The sequence below is a fragment of the Sodalis sp. RH14 genome (genome assembly GCF_047324285.1).
GTDB lineage: Bacteria > Pseudomonadota > Gammaproteobacteria > Enterobacterales > Enterobacteriaceae > Acerihabitans.
The window spans coordinates 2,424,378-2,440,607 of sequence record NZ_CP178739.1 but is presented as its reverse complement, the minus strand read 5'-3'; the positions used below and the strand labels follow the sequence as shown (position 1 = coordinate 2,440,607).

The following is a 16,230-nucleotide window of genomic DNA, read 5'->3' as shown; positions in this document are numbered from 1 at the left end:
GCCAGAATAGCAAACGCAGCGCCCTTAATATGAACGTTTGGTATCATAGTCCACCTGGTGTGGTTTAAATAAAATAATAACTATTTTGACGGTTCTGCTGGACAACACTCCTGCGGACAAGCATTCAAATCGCAAAGCCGACACACAGAATCTGACGTCTGGCGGTCGGTCACGGTATTTTCTAATATTTTTGAAATAAGCACCAAAAAAATGTCTTTTTCTTCCCCTTTTAACGGAGAAATAAGCTGCTCCAACACGCTATATCGCTCTTTGAGGATTTTTTGCATTTCTTCCATGCCTTTACTGGTTAAATGCAACGTAGCTGAACGACTATCTGTGACCGCGCGCTCTTTATAAACCAAACTCTGCTCTTCCAGTTTCTGAACCAGGCGCGTGGCAGCTGACTGCCCCAACGACAATGCGGACTGCAAATTGCTTAGCTGATTAGAGAAAAGGCCAATTTGAACCAGCGCAGAAGGATAAGAGGCATTCATTCCCAAGGCTTCGCTCGTTGCGGCAGAGATACGATCGGAAACTGAGAGGCAAAAAGCCCCCATGATGTTAAGTAGGCGTAGTTCGGACTGATTCATCAGCACACCCCATTGGGTTATGAATACTTAGCTTGTTATACATGTATCACTCATGCATTTACTTGGCAAGTATTATCCACTAACTATGTAGGTGTTCTTATCCAATGCTGTTCTGCGGGATCTTCCACGTCGCCATCACCATCTAAACTGATCGCATAGCGCCCCTGAGCAAACAGCATCAGGCGCCGAACCCATTCAGCCCGGTTGGCTGCATGTCGATTTCTTTCACCGTGTCCAGCCATTCTCCTTGTTGCCGGTTGTAGCCCCCTGCTCTGCTCCGGCCGCCTCTCTTTCAGCTTGGCCACTGCACGATCAAGATGCTGGGAAAAGCAAAGCTAAGGTTTGCGTGGTAATACTTTTATTATATTAATTTCTTTGAAATTCTCCTGCAGCATGTCTTGATTCATACTTGCTTTTCAATCACGAGGAGAAATGACGATGCGAATGAGAATACTAGGTAAAGATTTTACCGTTTCGGCTATGGGTTATGGCGCCATGGGCTTGAGCGAATTCTACGGAGAGGCCAAGGATACTGATTCTCTTGAGGTATTAAAAACGGTCATCGAAAGTGGCGTTAATTTACTCGACACCGCTGATATCTATGGGCGAGGACACAATGAACGCCTGATCGGTCACTTTCTTGGCACGCTGAAAGGTCGTCAGCGTGAACAGATTAACATCGCCACCAAGTGTGGTATTTACCGACCGGTTGAAGCGGCGTATGCACGCAGCATTAACAACGAACCGGACTATATACGCCGCTGCTGCCATGATTCATTACAACGGTTAGGCATCGAGCGTATTGACCTCTATTATCTGCACCGCATTAACCCGCAGGCGTCGATTGAAGAAAGTATGTCCTGCTTGAGCGAGTTGGTGAAGGAAGGCAAAATTGCGCATGTTGGGTTGTGCGAAGTCTCCGCCACAACGCTTGAAAAAGCCCATCGGGTTCATCCGGTCACGGCGTTACAAACTGAATATTCCTTGTGGACTCGTGATATCGAACAGAATATTTTGCCTACGGCCATCCGCCTAGGTATCGGTGTGGTCCCTTATTCGCCCTTGGGACGCGGTTTTCTGACGGGGAAATATTTAAACAACGCCGATTTTTCCGATGACGATTTCCGCAAAAACAATCCCCGTTTCAGTGATGAAAATTTACACTCTAATGCCAAGATCCTTAATGCCATCGAGCCGTTGGCTACGAAATATCAATGTACGCTCGGCCAGCTATCACTTGCCTGGCTGCTGGCGCAATATGACCAGATAGTTCCTATCCCTGGCACGAAAAATAGCCGTTATGCACGGGAAAATGCCGCAGCAGCAGACATTGAGTTAAGTGAAGACGATGTGGTTTTTATCACCAAACTGAAAGACCAGATCGAGATAAAAGGCGAACGTTATAGTCAGGAAGGCATGAAAGGTGTCAATGCGTAACGTTATTATCCAGGCAACCGAAGAGTGAAAACGCAAAAAGGCTGAAAACTTTACTCAGCCGTTTTGTGATTTACGTCAGCACGTCATTAACCGCGCTCTACCGCCAAGGCGACACCTTCTCCGCCCCCTATGCACAACGCGGCCATGCCTTTATGCAAGTTGTTACGCCGCATGTGGTGAATCAGTGTCACCAGTATTCGACAACCCGAGGCGCCGATCGCGTGGCCCAAGGCAATGGCACCCCCATTGGGGTTTACGCGATCCAGGGAAATGTGCAGTTCTGACAAAACCGCCAGCGCTTGTGCGGCAAACGCCTCGTTAGACTCCAATACGTCAAGTTCAGCTATTTCCCACATCTGCTCTTTCAAACAGCGACGAATGGCTTCGATCGGTGCGGCACCCATTATTTCAGGCTCAATACCGGAATTCGTAAAGTGCCCCACGGTCACCAGGGGCGTTAAGCCCAGACTGCCGGCTTTTTCCCGGCTGCATAACATGACCGCAGCCGCACCGTCATTCAGTGATGAGGCGTTGCCGGCAGTGACCGTTCCTGCTGCCTGGAACACCGGTTTCAACAACGACAATTTATCGTAGCTGGTTTCGCGCGGCCCTTCATCCTGGTCGAAACGGATGGTTTCGCCTTTTCTGTTGGCGAATTCGAAAGCTACGATCTCATCGAGAAAATGCCCATCCCGCTGCGCTTTTAACGCCCTCTGATGGGAAACCGCCGAGTATTCATCCTGCCGTAAACGTGAAATACCGAATTGTCTGGCGACATTTTCCGCCGTGACCCCTATATGAAAATCATGAAAAGCATCCCACAGACCATCCTGAATAAGGGTATCTTTCAGATCGGCATGCCCGAGGCGCAATCCTTTACGCGCCGCGTTAAGGATATGCGGCGCCAGCGACATATTTTCCTGGCCCCCGGCAATCACACATTCCGCGTCACCGCACTGGATCGCCTGCATCGCTAGATGAACGGCTTTCAGGCCTGAGCCGCAAACCTTGTTGATGGTCAGCGCATGAATTTTCACCGGTAAGCCGGCCTTTAAGGCGGTTTGGCGCGCGGGGTTCTGGCCACATCCCGCGGTCAGGACTTGCCCCATGATAACCTGATCTATCTCATGGGCGGCGACGCCGGTTTCTTTTAACAGAGCCTGGACCACGGCACTACCCAATGTGACGGCGGCTTGCTCGGCCAGAGCACCCTGAAAATTGCCAGTGGCCGTCCGTTTTGCTGCGACTATCACGACGTCTCTCATGTTGCGTTTCCTTTATCACCCGTTTTTCTGTGTAGTCTGAGCAATAGCCAGACGATAAGCGGTCAGTCCGTTCATGCAGGCGGGAACGCCTGCATAGATCGCCATTTGGATGACAATTTCGAGCAATTCTTTCGGTGTCACGCCGACGTTCATCGCTCCGCGCATATGCAGCTCCAGTTGCGGCTGTGCAGTGCCCAACGTGATTAATGAAGCCACGGTGATCATTTCCCGGGTTTTAAGGTCCAATCCGTCACGCCCGACGACGGCGCCAAAAGCGTAATCGGTGATCAATTGCGGTAAGTCGGCGTCAAGCTCGGCTAAACGGTTGCTGACTTTATCTGCCAAACCCGACTCAATTTGGTTCATTATCGAGCGACCGTATTCGGTTAAATCTTTGCCTGATTTCATGCTGTGCCCCCAGTCAATACCGCCGCTTGCTCGGTTCTCACCGGAATAATGGCGACCAATAACAATGACAAGACAATCGCCACGCCGGCAATGCTCATCAATACCGGAATACTCAGGCTGGCAACCAGCCATGCACCCGCCAGAGCGCCACAGCCTATCGCGGCGTTAAAAAAGGAAACGTAAATCGCTGAGGCGGGAAAGGCATTGTCACCGGCCAGCCTTAATACCCATGTCTGGAAACCCACGAAAATGCCGGACACCGCCAGGCCCCAGACAACGATCAGCGCCAGAATTTGACCGATAGCTAATGTCTGCCCCCATTGCCCAAGGGTTATCAGAACAGCGGCAATCAGCAGGATGGACAGCGAAACCATGGGTTTCAGCCATTTATCGATCAGCATTCCGGTGAGGAAATTACCGGCTAAACCGGCGATACCAAACACGAATAACATCACCGGGATCATGCGGGAGGACAGGGAATGGACGCTTTGCAGCCAAGGTTCAATAAAAGTGAAGGCGGCGAAATGCGCAGTGATGGCGAGCAGGGTAGCGGCGTAGATTTTCCACAGTGGACCCGAGCGCATAACGCGACCTAAAGCGGCCAGGCCCAGCGTGCTACTGCTTTTGACTTTGGGCACGATAAACGCGATGCCCAGAAACGTTATCACGCTGAGCAGCGACATCATCCAGAAGGCCGGCCGCCACCCGAGGTTCAGGCCTATATAGTTTGACAGGGGCACGCCAAAAACGCTGGCGGCTGAAACACCCCCAAACACGATGGACGTCGCCACGCCAATAAAACGTGCGGGGACTAATGAAACCGCCGTGGCGCCGATCATTGCCCAAAATGCCCCATGAGCCAATGCACCGATAACGCGGGCTGCCAATAGCCATTGATAATTGTTTACCGAAGCGCATAAGCTATTGGAAACTAGAATGATTAACGTCAGTACCAACAGCAGCATTTTTTTAGGCAAGTTCCCCAACAAAAGCGACGAGAGCAGCGCGCTGATCGCTCCGACCCAGGCATACAAGGTCACGGTCAGCCCAATCATCGATTCTGACTGGTGCAACCCCTGGGCCATAGGTGTTAACAGGCCAATCGGCGCAAGTTCAGTGGTGACAATGGTGAACGTGGACAGTGCCAAAATAATCAACGATAGCCATGTTTGCAGAGTGAGCGGCTGATTATCATTTAATGTATTTTTCATACTATTCCTTAATGTGAGGGAATATTCTCTTTGAGAATTTTCCATTGATTCTTTTCAGCATATTCAGCAAGATTTGAATATTCCCCGACACAGACAGGATGACCGATGGTTTCTAGCATAGGAATATCTGAAAGATCGTCACCATAGGCATAACTCGTCATGAGGTTAATGTTTTTTCCATGACTGAATGCTAACAACGCTCGCTGTTTTCCCATGCCTATAGTTTGTGGCTCACCAATTTCCCCGGTCAACAGGCCTTTATCATTCAACAGTAATGGAGTGCAAAGGATAGCGTCAGCGCCCAGGCGTCGACCTAACGGTTTAAGTAAAGGCAACATTGACCCTGAAATAAAAACAACAACCTGTCCATTAATTTTATGTTGTTGAAGTGCTTCCACGGCACAAGCAATATAGGTCTCATTATGGGATAAATATTTATTGAACCATGCTTCACCCATATGATAGAGATCTTCAATATCAACGCCAGCGAATTCACGATAATACATTTTGTTAAGTTCTTCTCTGGTCACACCCTGTGCAACCGCATTTTTAAAATTGGCAGTAAATTGTTGATGTTTTGATGTCCATTGTCGGCTCTCACTCCAATATTGATAAAAATGAAACATGCTTTTCATTTTTATCAATGTTTCATCGACATCGAAGAAGGCGGCCGTTAATTTCACTTTTCCTCCCCGTAGTCTTTTCTACGACTTTGGAGGGGGAAAGTGGGGTCGTTGCCTAATACGCCGGCATCGGACCAACGGGAAGGAGGCAATTCAACAATCACCACTGAAATTTTATCCAGCGGCGCACCGCAATGTATATGAACGGAGCGAGTGATTTCATCGACTAAATTTTTTACTTTAGCCTCGTCATTCATTTTCCAGGTGGTTATTTGGACAAATGGCATTGTTCTATTCCTTAATCAAAGGTCGTGAACTCACTGAATGAGAGTGTCGGAAGTTTCAGATGGGCATGAATATCACCGCCTAAACCGTATAATCCGATGGCTCCGCCGTAGCTTTGCTGACAGCTCATAAATAACACCACCACATTGATAATCCGATTACGGTTTTCTCCATCAGCAGGGAATGGATTCGGCAACTGCGCCCAGTATTGTGCATCCCCGCTGGCGTCAGTCATAAAGACATTAGGAATGCCTAACGGTCCGGGGCGACTGGGTAAAATAGGGTCGAGATCTCTTTCTCGCTGGCTCATCACGGTGTACACACTGTCGGGAACCAGTCCTTTAAAGGTGAAATCAAACCGTGCAGAGCGTTTATCTTCACTGACAGAGACGATTAACTCTCCCTGTGCCTTAACCCAATCCGCTAATGTAATGGCCGGTAATTTGCGTCTCCCATCCATGGAGCGATAATCGGCAATATGCCCTTCATGCAGCGGCATCGACGGCCTGACGTCCAGCGCTGCTAGCGGTCTTTGTTCTGGAGAAAAAAGCATGGGATAGTTATTCAGTGGCAAAGGTAATGGCAGCGCAAACAGCGTTATTTCTGCCAGCTTCGCCTCAGTCAATGTATCGATATCTTGCTTTATTTTATAAGGCAATATTTTACCGAACGGCGGCAGCGGACTCTCTTTATCAACAATGGCCGCCCCCCAACTCATACCGGTGTCTTTCGAGATCTGACCGATGACGACAAAATTACCCTGCGCGTCCATGACCTCTGCCGGGGGATAAAGCGGCCCCTGCGTGGTCCCGGCCAGGGTATAGCGCTGGCCGTGTAATTCAGACATGTGTGCTTCCTTTGATAGCCATGGAGGGGTCAATTTTCGATTGCAAGACAGAATGCGTCATACCGGTTGCCAATATTTCTTCCCGTTCACTGATAACGACAGAGGGATAAACCGTAAAAGAAACGTCCATGGATGAGCACAGGGTCGTATGTTGAGAAATACGAACGATCGCTTTAAAGCGTGAACGCCGTTCATTAATGTCTTTTTCCAACAGTTCGTAATATATCAATGCCGGCAATGGGAAAAGGAAATTATCAAACTTCATATTCATTTCATTAATGACGTAATATGTGCTGACAGTGTTATCAGCCATATAAAACTCATCGGTAATGGCAATAAAGGCTTGGCGACTCGCTTCAACCAATATCATGCCCTGAATATGTTTGCCTGTTTGATGATCGGCCATGAGTTCACAGCGCTCATCAATCGAAAGTGGCATAACATAAAGATCTTCACTCACTCTGCCCGCGGTGCCAATCAAAATATTATGGTACAATTCTTTGTGAGAATGTACATTTTTACCCGTGGTGGCCAGTTGTTGCAATTCGGTCAGATCCAGTTTATTTTCATGATGTTTATTTCGTTCCTGGTTATCTAATACCTTCCCGGCATAATCTTCTCGGACACCTTGTCCTACAATGAATTGGCTGGCCGTATCAATAATATTTGCCGGGATCTGAGTGATTAAATCCAGTTGGCTGATAGTAATGATATCCCTGCCGTTAGAAAATTCGCTGAATTTATCACCAACAACAATTATTTTTTTAGTCATGACAAATTCTCATAATAGGATGAAGTTTTATAAACCTACGATAGAGCGATAAAATCGGGTATAAAGACCGTCATTGCCACCGGTGATGTAATTATCACCAGCTTGCTGAATAATGGTCTTATAACGCTCGTTGGTGAAAGCTTTCTTGTAAGCCTCTTTATTGCCATCAAATGCCGAGATAAACATCACACCTGGCTGCCCGCTGATCAAAGAGTGATAAGCTCCGAAACTAACAATTTTATCTTTATTATCGCGAACCACGTTGAAGATGGTTTTTTCACGCCATTGACGGTATTGTTTGTAATTTTCGGCAGGGACTTCAACATGCCTTAATTGCACATATTCTGTCTCAGGTAAATCAGTCTGCGATTCAATGGGCGCTTCGACATATTTTACCAATTCACGGCGAATATCGCCTACCAGGTCGCTGGCAAAAAGAGTAAATGCGCTCTCTAATTCCGCTTCCTGGGTGGCAATTTCCGCAAGGGTAGTGAACGCGCGCAGTTCCAGCAGTTCATTTAAACCCGGTTCATCTGAAATAAAATACCTTTTGTTACTGCTGTTAACCAGTGAGGTGAGAACCTGTTTGTCTGCATTAGCTTTCAGCGGAAAGCGCGAAATGAGTACATATTTGGATGACATAGTAAAGCCTATATTATGTTTTGTGTGAGAGACTTCACACTATCCTTTTACTCATTGATGAGAATTGCTACTTTTGTAATATAATTTAAGTATCACGGATTTTTGTTTGGGGTGTCTACCAAAAATAAAGTCCTTACGTTTCTGCCAACTGAAAAGGGTTATCTTATTGTATCTATTATTCTCTTTTCCCTGGAAGATGGTAGAAAAGACGCTGGAGATCCAATATGATTCACCCAGAAGAAAAACTTCCTACAATCAAACAATTACAATGTTTTATTGCGGTGGCCGACGAGCTGAATTTCCGGCGCGCAGCGGAGCGTATGAGCATGACGCAGCCGCCGCTTACCCGTCAGATCCAGTGTTTGGAAGATGTTATTGGCAGCCATTTGTTCACCCGAGATACACATCAGGTTCATTTAACGGAGGTCGGGCTCAAGCTTGATAAGCAGGCCAGGCAACTGATCGACCAGCTTTCACAGGTTATGAAAGGGCTGAAAGTCGTTAGTGACAGGGTCAAAATTGGGATGACACGAACGCTGGATTTCACATTGATCCCAACCATTAATACACATTTGCAAAAGCTGATCGATGCTGATGATATTTTCTCTTACCAGCTGACGTCAAAACAACTATTACATATCCTTGAGCTCGGCAATCTCGATATTGTCCTGACGGGCGAAAAACCCGCAGGTAATCTCAATGATTTCGTCTTCCATTGGCTGCATCAAGAACCCCTGATGTTGGCGATGCCATCTGCTCACCCTGCCAGTATTCAAGAGCGTGTGTCGCTCCAGGATGTTGCTGATTTATCTCTTTATTGGTTTAACCGTAGTGCCAATCCGAGTTTCTATGATAAGTGCGAGACTGTATTTCAAGGCCTGCCGTTTACACTTAAACGTAAACCGGATGACTCATTGTTGACGCTAGCCCATGTCTCTCGGGGGGAAGGTATGGCGCTGATGCCAAAGTCTATGTGCCTGTCGTCGCGCAAAGGCTTATGCTATAGATGTCTGGACGCTCAGACTGGACAAAAACTGAATATCGATGTGTATATGGTGACACGGAAAGGGAAAATACGTGCTCAGGTCCTCGCCGCGGTAGAACAGTTATTAGCCGGTGTTGCATCTGAGCCCTTTGAACCATAATAGTGGTTAGATATTTGCTAAAGCTCAAATAAATTTTTAGGTATAATCATGTCCTGCCGATTAAATTTCCTGAATTGCCGTACGCAAATCATTTTACAGGATACATTATTATCTCTCCGCTTCAATCTATAGCGGAAATGTTAGTGCCTTTGTTCACTGCTCTGCGAGCCATGATAATGCACAAAACTGACAGTAATGCACAAAATGTACTAAACAGGATAGAAGCCGAGTAGGTATGGCTCAGGTCAAAAAGAAGTCCTCCTAGACTGCCGCCGGCGACTGCCGCTACGCCAACAGAAATATAGAGCGCGCCCAGAATGGCGCCCAAATTTGTCGTACCATACCATCCTGCCGCCACTGCCGGATAAAGTGCGATACACCCGCCATTCGCTACACCGAACAACAAGGCAAAAATCGCAAGTGACCAAAAACTATGGGCCTCAAGCCAAAAAAGATTTAGCAGTGCCAATGAAAAGGTCAAATACTGCAACAGCCGGCGAGGTCCCATACGATCCCCTGCCCGGCCCAAAAACAAACGTCCTGCCACGTTGCCGACCCCGATCAATCCTATCAGCAAATTCGCCTCACTGGCGGAAAGGCTGAACTGCCGCGCATAAGGATTGATATGTACCAGAGCTAAAAAAAGTCCGACAGACCCCAGGAATATGGCGCTGAAATACCACCAAAAAGGCGCCGCGGTGACGGCCTCTCTAAATCCCGAGCCCGCTGATGCCTTCCCGCTGCCCGGCGGGCTATTCTCATTTTTTTTCTCGCCATCCGGCAACAAACCATAAGCTTCCGGTTTACTTCTCATCAGGCAACCCGCAAGCACACCGGAAATCAAAATGAAAACAGCAAAAATGCGTAGGGTGGCTTCCCAGGACAGACTTTGCATTAACCATCCCGCCGCAGTCGGCCCAATGAACGTCCCCACGCCGGTTCCCGCAAGGGCTATTCCGGACGCCTGGCTGCGCCTGGTTATAAACCACCGCTGTGTCGTCGTTATCGCCGGGACATAGACCAGACCAACGCCCAGGCCAACCAACAAACCAAAGCAGAGAATAAACCAGTGCAGAGAAAACGACAAAAAGCTGCTGGCAAAAAAACCCATGGATAACAATGCAATACCGGTTATCACCACCGCACGGGGTGACAGTCTATCGGCAAGGGTGCCGGAGAAAACACCGACAATATAATAAAGCAATGCTGTTAGTGAAAAGATGGACGCGACGGAAAAACTCCCTGCCGAAAAACTTGACTGAATATGCGAAAAAAATGCGCCAAAAGAATAAGCCGCGCCAAAAATCAGTGCCAGTAAAATATGTGTGGCGTAAACCACGTACCATCCAAAAAATCGGTTTTCCTTCATATTCAATCTGCCATTTTTTAGCCTACAAATGATTTTAACGAGGTACGCGTTTCTTCTCGTAAGAATACATGAACTACCTCCAAAGTAGTCCAAGTTTTGGTCCGTACCCACGGGAGATCACTTTTGCAACGATGGCGACACGTTCCCGACCCTGCCGATCTTTTCCCCGGAAAATGCGATCATCAATATAATGGAATCCTCTGCCCAATTTAGACGCTCTTTCTTTACCGAGTCTTCGTATTAGCAGCTTTTTGCCTAATCCCCCAGTAGCGACGCTGCCCACCACCACACCTATACAACAACTGCCGTAATCGCTCGCCAAGGTAGAATGCGACGATTTTTCGCAACTGTGCGCATAGACCACCATTTCTGTTGCTAAGGCTTAGGATCTCGGTACGTGGGATACGCTACCAATCTGACATCGACTTAGAGCAGGACGAATGTCTATCTCTTGACCAAACTCACCTATTGCCTGCTACCAGATCAAACGCATTCCAGCGTGAGATCATAAGCAACTAAAAAAAAAAAGACCCCCATCGCTCACCGGAACTACCCACTTTCACTAAAGGAAATATATTATGAGAATTCGTCACCTTAGATATTTTATGGCTGTCGCAGAAGAGCTTAACTTCACACGTGCGTCGGTACGCGTGCATATTGAACCGTCCTCCCTGTCCCACGCCGTCCATGAGATGGAGTCACAACTTGGCGTCAGGCTGATTAATCGGACCCAAGGGAGTTTACAACTGACGTGGCCTGGCGAAGTACTACTTGAGGAAACTCGCCGCATGCTCTCTTTTTTCGAAAACGCACAATCCCGTGTACAGGCGGCCTCTCAGGGTCTGTGCGGACGGATCCGCCTTGGCCTGGCCGATAGTCTTGCTCAACCCCCATTGACAAGACTGCTGGCGAGAAGCCGTGAGGAAGACCCCGGCACCGAGATCCGCATCATGGAGATGACGACCAGCGAAATGCTCCGTGCCCTGCATCATGATCAGATTGATATTGGCATCACCCTCGATGATGAACGCCAGAATGGATACATCAAGTATAAGGTCTGGAGTGAACGTCCGGCAGTCGTTATCCCGACGCATCATCCCCTGCTCAGCGTCAGAACGGTGGCCCTGCAAAACGCTATTCAAAATCGCCTCATACTCTGCCACCCCGAAAAATGCTCGGGCGGCTACAAAGTCATATCTCGCTGGTTTTCAAGCAAAAACCTGCCTCTTCCAGACATCGCTGAATATGTATCCGGGCATGAGCAAATGATCATGCTGGTGGCCGCGGGTTACGGTATCGGCATAGGGCTGGCATCTCAACTGGCCCTCTATGCGCATCCAGACGTCATTGTCAGACCGATGCAAGACGATGTTCCCGACACCTCGACTTTTTTTGTCCTGCTGGAACGCGATCCTGAGCCCGCCATTGCGCGATTCCTGCACCGAGCCGGTGAAATGAACCACTTCTCTCAAAGCCAATGATGCAAACTCGTTCACAGTGGTAAGGCATGGCAAAAGTCAATTGACCATGCCTTTTTTATCATCAGCCCAAGAAATTTTTCAAGTTGCAATCTTTGACGCATATCACTTTTTTCATATTGATAAATTAATTTAAACAAAAAATGTAACAATTATTCCCATTTCCACCTGCGCGCATCCGCTAAATTTTTTGGCCTCACCACCTTGTTTTTCTCATTACACCCCTCGCCTGTTAAAAATTATTGACGACAAGGTCGTTCAAATTTTAATCAATTATTTTCTTCAACAAAACTGTTCATTCCTAATTCGTGCCGTCTCTCCACTGGTGTCAGCCTAACTCAACGTCTGAGTCAGGCATGCAGGACACAACAATACGGTGAGACGCTTGAACCTTTTGTTTGCTGCGTTTTTGTGTTGGTTTTCCTCTAATACGGGTCAGTCCCAGGAATGCCACACGGCATTAAGGAGTGGCCTGTATGTCAAATCAAGATAACGACCCGGCCCAGGAGCACCGCATTCTGCGGCGCGCCGAAGTCGAAATAAAAACGGGGTTCAAGCGCGCCCATATCTACAACCTGATGAAAGAAGGCAAGTTTCCCAAAGCCTTGCGCCTCGGCGTACGCGCGGTGGGCTGGGACTCCGCTGAAATCGATCAGTGGATCATCGAGCGACTGAAAGATCGCATCTGAACGTCTTCCAACGAGGACCATTTCCTTCCATTCAGCGAGGAGTGCGATCATGCAGGTTGTCTCCATTATCTCGACCAAAGGCGGTGTGGGTAAGACGACGACCGCGGCCAATCTCGGCGGCTTCGCCGCGGACGCCGGCCTGCGTGTGCTGTTGCTGGACCTGGACGTGCAGCCGACCCTGTCGAGCTATTTTTCGCTCGCGGCGCGGGCACCCGCCGGCATCTACGAGTTGCTGGCGTTCAACGAACAACGCATTGAGCAACTGGTCTCGCATACCGCTATCACCGGACTGGACCTGGTCATTTCCAACGACGATCGCAGCGAACTCAACACGCTGCTGCTGCACGCACCCGATGGACGCCTGCGCTTGCGACATCTGCTACCCGCCCTGGCGCCGCGCTACGACCTGCTGCTGATCGATACCCAGGGGGCGCGCAGCGTGTTGCTTGAAATGGCCGTATTGGCATCGGATATGGTGTTGTCCCCGGTCACGCTGGAGATCCTGGCCGCCCGCGAGTTACGTCGTGGCACCCTGCAGTTGATCAAGGATCTGGCGCCCTATCGCCGTGTGGGCATCGTTCCGCCACCATTGAGCCTGCTCATCAACCGCATGCATCCGGTCTCGTCCAACGCCCGGTTGATCCAGCAGGCCCTGAGGATGATGTTCCAGGAGCAGGCTGCGGTACGCGTGCTTAACACCGGCGTTCCCGCCCTTGAAGCCTACCCCCGCGCCTCAACGCGGGGACTTCCTGTTCACCGGGTGGAGTACCGGCAGCCTATCGACCGCATCGCGCCCGCCGCACTGGAGACGATGCGTGCGCTGGCATGCGAACTGTTCCCGCACTGGCATGACAGGTTCGCCCTCGTCACCGGTCGCGTCAGAACGCGCATGACGACGGGAGGACCTGTCCATGTCGAACATCCATGAGTTGATCCGGGGGCACAAGCAACTGCGCGCGGTCATTGAGTTCGCACTGGCTGAAGGCTGGCGCGTGGTGCGTACGCACGGCGGCCATCTGAAATTCATCCGGCCCGGCTATGCCACCATTTACACCGGCTCGACGCCAAGCGACCACCGGGTCGGACGTAACGCCCGCGCGCGACTGCGCCGCGCCAAACGTCAAGCGTCGGAGCTTGCTAGCCGGTCTTCCCTGCGGGAGGACGGCCATGGCTGAACTGACTTCACAAGGCATGGCCGACAAACTGCTATCGGCAGGTTTCGAACGCAGCGGACCTTCCGCCGCAGCGCTCAGCGACCCGATTGCCGATACCCCGATGGTGGTCACGCTTGACGAACTGCGCCCCTATGAACTCGACCCGCGCCGGACGCGCAATCCCCTCTACGAGGAGATCAAGGCCTCTGTCCGCGAACGAGGACTCGATGCCCCGCCCCCGATTACCCGCCGGCCGGGCGCCGAACATTTCATCATTCGCAACGGCGGCAATACGCGACTGGCCATCCTGCGCGAGTTATGGGCCGAAACTAAGGAAGAGCGTTTTTTTCGTATTTCCTGCCTGTTTCGCCCTTGGCCGGAACGTGGCGAAATCATCGTGCTGACCGGCCACCTCGCTGAAGACGAACTTCATGGCAGGCTATCTTTTATCGAGCGGGCGCTCGGTGTTGAAGAAGCCCGCGAATTCTACGAGCAGGAAGATGGACGTTCCCTGTCGCAGTCCGAGCTGGCCAGGCGTCTTTCGGCGGACGGCTACCCGATTCAACAGTCGCACATCAGCCGCATGCAGGACGCCGTCCGCTACCTGCTGCCCGTCATTCCGACGGTGCTCTACGGCGGGCTTGGCCGCCATCAGGTCGAACGCCTTGGCGTGTTGCGCCGGGCCTGTGAGCGCGCCTGGGAAGCACATTCTGCAGCCAAACGACTTCCTATGGATTTCGCCTCTTTTTTCCAAGACGTGCTGGCGCCGTTCGACGCAGGTTCCGACACCTTCTCGCTGCAGCGTGTCCAGGACGAGTTGATCGGGCAGATGGCTGAATTGCTGGAGTTGAACTACGACACGCTCAATCTGGAAGTCATCGAGAGCGAACATCGCCAGCAGGTGTTGACCAGTCCGCCCGCGCCGAACACGCCGCCTGCGGCGGAGCCACGCACTAAACCGTCCCTTCCGGCAACCCGCTCCCCGGCCCCATCCGAGGCTCCCGCTGCAACACCCCGACTCCGTCCCGGCAGTGCGTCCACCACTGCTCCGGAGACGACCTTCATGCCACCTGCGGGCGAGAAGGAACCCTCCACGCCCGGACCGGACATCCAATCGTCGGAAGAAACACTTCCGGCGGGGTACGCGCAGCAGGAAGAGCAGGAAGAACGCCTGCTGGGACATATCATCTCGCCGGCGCCCACTACCGATCGTCTGCAATCCATCCAGCGTCTGGTCGCCGATCAGTTGGGCGACCAGGTTACTGATTTTGCCGACAATGTGCTACAGGCCATCCCGATCCAGGTCGGCGGGCTCTATCCCATCACCGATGTCTGGTACATAGAGCCAGGGCTGGAGACACCGGAGCGCCTGCGCGTCCATATCGCGCAGTTCGCCCGCGAGATCGCTGGGGAAGCCTCGGCGACCGACTGGATCACGCTCTGCGATGACGGTATCGGTTTCGTATGTACCTCACCTTCACCGCCTCGCGATGCTGCCTCATTCCCTGCATTCCCGCAGGCGGTACTGACTCTGCTGGCTGCCTTGGCTAACCCCTCCGCGCTGCCCGAGAGGCTTGATCACCCTGTGCCGCCTGACGCACTGGCCGCCCTTCTGTATGGGCATGGTGATACTATCGCGCGGCTCAGTGACGAGGCGTTGGTGAAGCTCTTCCGACTACTGCGTCTGGCGCGCCGCCTGCTGGATCTCGAAGCAGGTTCTGCGCACGACGACGGTTGAGGATGGGAGGCCAACATGTCGTCACCCCATCCCCTGAACCAGGCCGTCATCGCGCAGGCCCTGCATGACCTGCGCAACGGACAGCTGCGCCGTTGCAAAGCAATGGGATTCGGCGAGAAAGAGCTCGATGCCCTCAAGCATCCGGCACTGGTCAGCCTGCTGGTCAACGCCTCGGTGTCCTGGTGCACGGTATCCATCAATCGTGAGGCACTGCTCCGGCTGTTGGATCAGGCACAGGACATCGGCAAAGAGGTTGAAACCATTGACCGCATGCTGCGCCTGGGGGCCAGCACGGAGATGGTCAGCCGCTATTTTGGCCTCACACACCAGGAAGTGGCGCTACGCCGGGATATTCTCGGCCTGCCCCGGCGCAAGGGTCGCCATCCCGTCCTGGATGAAGCCCAGGATGCAGCATTGTGGCAGCAATGGAAGGATGGCCTGCAGCAACACGCCATCTCGCCCGCAGACGAGATGGCGATGCTGCCCCTGGCCATGGAGCTTGCCGAGAACATGGTGCTGCCCATGTCGGTTGTCTGGGCCGCGGTACGACAATGGGTCGACCAGGGGCTGGTGTAGA

At 51.1% G+C, this 16,230-nt stretch carries 18 protein-coding genes; 8 read left to right on the top strand and 10 right to left on the bottom strand.

Annotated features, from left to right (window positions below):
- Positions 1-80: 80 nt before the first annotated feature.
- On the bottom strand, positions 81-590 hold the full coding sequence (locus tag ACL2XQ_RS11175) for a MarR family winged helix-turn-helix transcriptional regulator (RefSeq protein ID WP_413730228.1): 510 nt from the start codon (positions 588-590) through the stop codon (positions 81-83).
- Between the two features lie 438 nt (positions 591-1,028).
- Here ACL2XQ_RS11175 and ACL2XQ_RS11170 point away from each other — a divergent pair, with 438 nt between their 5' ends.
- Positions 1,029-2,027 (top strand): aldo/keto reductase, encoded by a 999-nt coding sequence (locus ACL2XQ_RS11170; protein ID WP_413730227.1) that lies wholly within the window; start codon positions 1,029-1,031, stop codon positions 2,025-2,027.
- 86 nt (positions 2,028-2,113) lie between these two features.
- On the opposite strand, the gene ACL2XQ_RS11165 is transcribed toward ACL2XQ_RS11170, so the two are convergent.
- Genes ACL2XQ_RS11165 through ACL2XQ_RS11130 form a run of 8 tightly spaced genes read right to left on the bottom strand, consistent with a single transcriptional unit; the run spans position 2,114 to position 8,080 of the window.
- Positions 2,114-3,292, bottom strand: coding sequence for an acetyl-CoA C-acetyltransferase (locus tag ACL2XQ_RS11165; RefSeq protein WP_413730226.1), 1,179 nt, complete (start codon positions 3,290-3,292; stop codon positions 2,114-2,116).
- Positions 3,293-3,307: 15 nt separating this feature from the next.
- Positions 3,308-3,700 (bottom strand): carboxymuconolactone decarboxylase family protein, encoded by a 393-nt coding sequence (locus ACL2XQ_RS11160; protein ID WP_413730225.1) that lies wholly within the window; start codon positions 3,698-3,700, stop codon positions 3,308-3,310.
- The gene (locus ACL2XQ_RS11155) at positions 3,697-4,911 is read right to left on the bottom strand and encodes an MFS transporter (RefSeq protein ID WP_413730224.1); all 1,215 of its coding nucleotides are present in this window, start codon (positions 4,909-4,911) and stop codon (positions 3,697-3,699) included. The genes ACL2XQ_RS11160 and ACL2XQ_RS11155 overlap by 4 nt, the downstream gene beginning before the upstream one ends.
- Positions 4,912-4,919: 8 nt before the next feature.
- A complete protein-coding gene (locus ACL2XQ_RS11150) occupies positions 4,920-5,594 on the bottom strand; it encodes an HAD-IB family hydrolase (protein ID WP_413730223.1) in 675 nt (224 codons plus the stop codon).
- Positions 5,591-5,821, bottom strand: a complete 231-nt coding sequence (locus ACL2XQ_RS11145) for a tautomerase family protein (protein ID WP_413730222.1) — start codon at positions 5,819-5,821, stop codon at positions 5,591-5,593. The genes ACL2XQ_RS11150 and ACL2XQ_RS11145 overlap by 4 nt, the downstream gene beginning before the upstream one ends.
- Before the next feature lie 11 nt (positions 5,822-5,832).
- Positions 5,833-6,666 carry a hypothetical protein gene (locus tag ACL2XQ_RS11140; RefSeq protein WP_413730221.1) on the bottom strand — a complete coding sequence of 278 codons (834 nt, stop codon included), beginning with the start codon at positions 6,664-6,666 and terminating at the stop codon, positions 5,833-5,835.
- Positions 6,659-7,438 (bottom strand): AfsA-related hotdog domain-containing protein, encoded by a 780-nt coding sequence (locus ACL2XQ_RS11135; RefSeq protein WP_413730220.1) that lies wholly within the window; start codon positions 7,436-7,438, stop codon positions 6,659-6,661. The genes ACL2XQ_RS11140 and ACL2XQ_RS11135 overlap by 8 nt, the downstream gene beginning before the upstream one ends.
- Before the next feature lie 27 nt (positions 7,439-7,465).
- The gene (locus ACL2XQ_RS11130) at positions 7,466-8,080 is read right to left on the bottom strand and encodes a hypothetical protein (RefSeq protein ID WP_413730219.1); all 615 of its coding nucleotides are present in this window, start codon (positions 8,078-8,080) and stop codon (positions 7,466-7,468) included.
- Between the two features lie 224 nt (positions 8,081-8,304).
- Here ACL2XQ_RS11130 and ACL2XQ_RS11125 point away from each other — a divergent pair, with 224 nt between their 5' ends.
- Complete coding sequence (locus ACL2XQ_RS11125) at positions 8,305-9,225, top strand: LysR family transcriptional regulator (protein WP_413730218.1); 921 nt, start codon at positions 8,305-8,307, stop codon at positions 9,223-9,225.
- A gap of 121 nt (positions 9,226-9,346) precedes the next feature.
- On the opposite strand, the gene ACL2XQ_RS11120 is transcribed toward ACL2XQ_RS11125, so the two are convergent.
- Positions 9,347-10,594, bottom strand: a complete 1,248-nt coding sequence (locus ACL2XQ_RS11120) for an MFS transporter (protein ID WP_413730217.1) — start codon at positions 10,592-10,594, stop codon at positions 9,347-9,349.
- Between the two features lie 578 nt (positions 10,595-11,172).
- On the opposite strand from ACL2XQ_RS11120, the gene ACL2XQ_RS11115 reads away from it, so the two are divergent.
- The 6 genes from ACL2XQ_RS11115 (at position 11,173) to ACL2XQ_RS11090 (ending at position 16,229) form a co-directional block, all read left to right on the top strand.
- Entirely contained in the window at positions 11,173-12,075 is a 903-nt protein-coding gene (locus ACL2XQ_RS11115; protein WP_413730216.1) for a LysR family transcriptional regulator, read from the top strand.
- A gap of 473 nt (positions 12,076-12,548) precedes the next feature.
- A complete protein-coding gene (locus tag ACL2XQ_RS11110) occupies positions 12,549-12,761 on the top strand; it encodes an AlpA family transcriptional regulator (RefSeq protein ID WP_413730215.1) in 213 nt (70 codons plus the stop codon).
- 49 nt (positions 12,762-12,810) lie between these two features.
- Positions 12,811-13,689, top strand: a complete 879-nt coding sequence (locus ACL2XQ_RS11105) for a ParA family protein (RefSeq protein WP_413730214.1) — start codon at positions 12,811-12,813, stop codon at positions 13,687-13,689.
- Positions 13,673-13,936: a type II toxin-antitoxin system HicA family toxin gene (locus ACL2XQ_RS11100; protein WP_413730212.1), complete on the top strand. Its 264-nt coding sequence runs from the start codon at positions 13,673-13,675 to the stop codon at positions 13,934-13,936. Before ACL2XQ_RS11105 ends, ACL2XQ_RS11100 begins: the two co-directional genes overlap by 17 nt.
- Positions 13,929-15,653: a ParB family protein gene (locus ACL2XQ_RS11095; RefSeq protein ID WP_413730211.1), complete on the top strand. Its 1,725-nt coding sequence runs from the start codon at positions 13,929-13,931 to the stop codon at positions 15,651-15,653. The genes ACL2XQ_RS11100 and ACL2XQ_RS11095 overlap by 8 nt, the downstream gene beginning before the upstream one ends.
- A 15-nt stretch (positions 15,654-15,668) precedes the next feature.
- The gene (locus ACL2XQ_RS11090) at positions 15,669-16,229 is read left to right on the top strand and encodes a DUF2857 domain-containing protein (protein ID WP_413730210.1); all 561 of its coding nucleotides are present in this window, start codon (positions 15,669-15,671) and stop codon (positions 16,227-16,229) included.
- Position 16,230 lies beyond the last annotated feature (1 nt).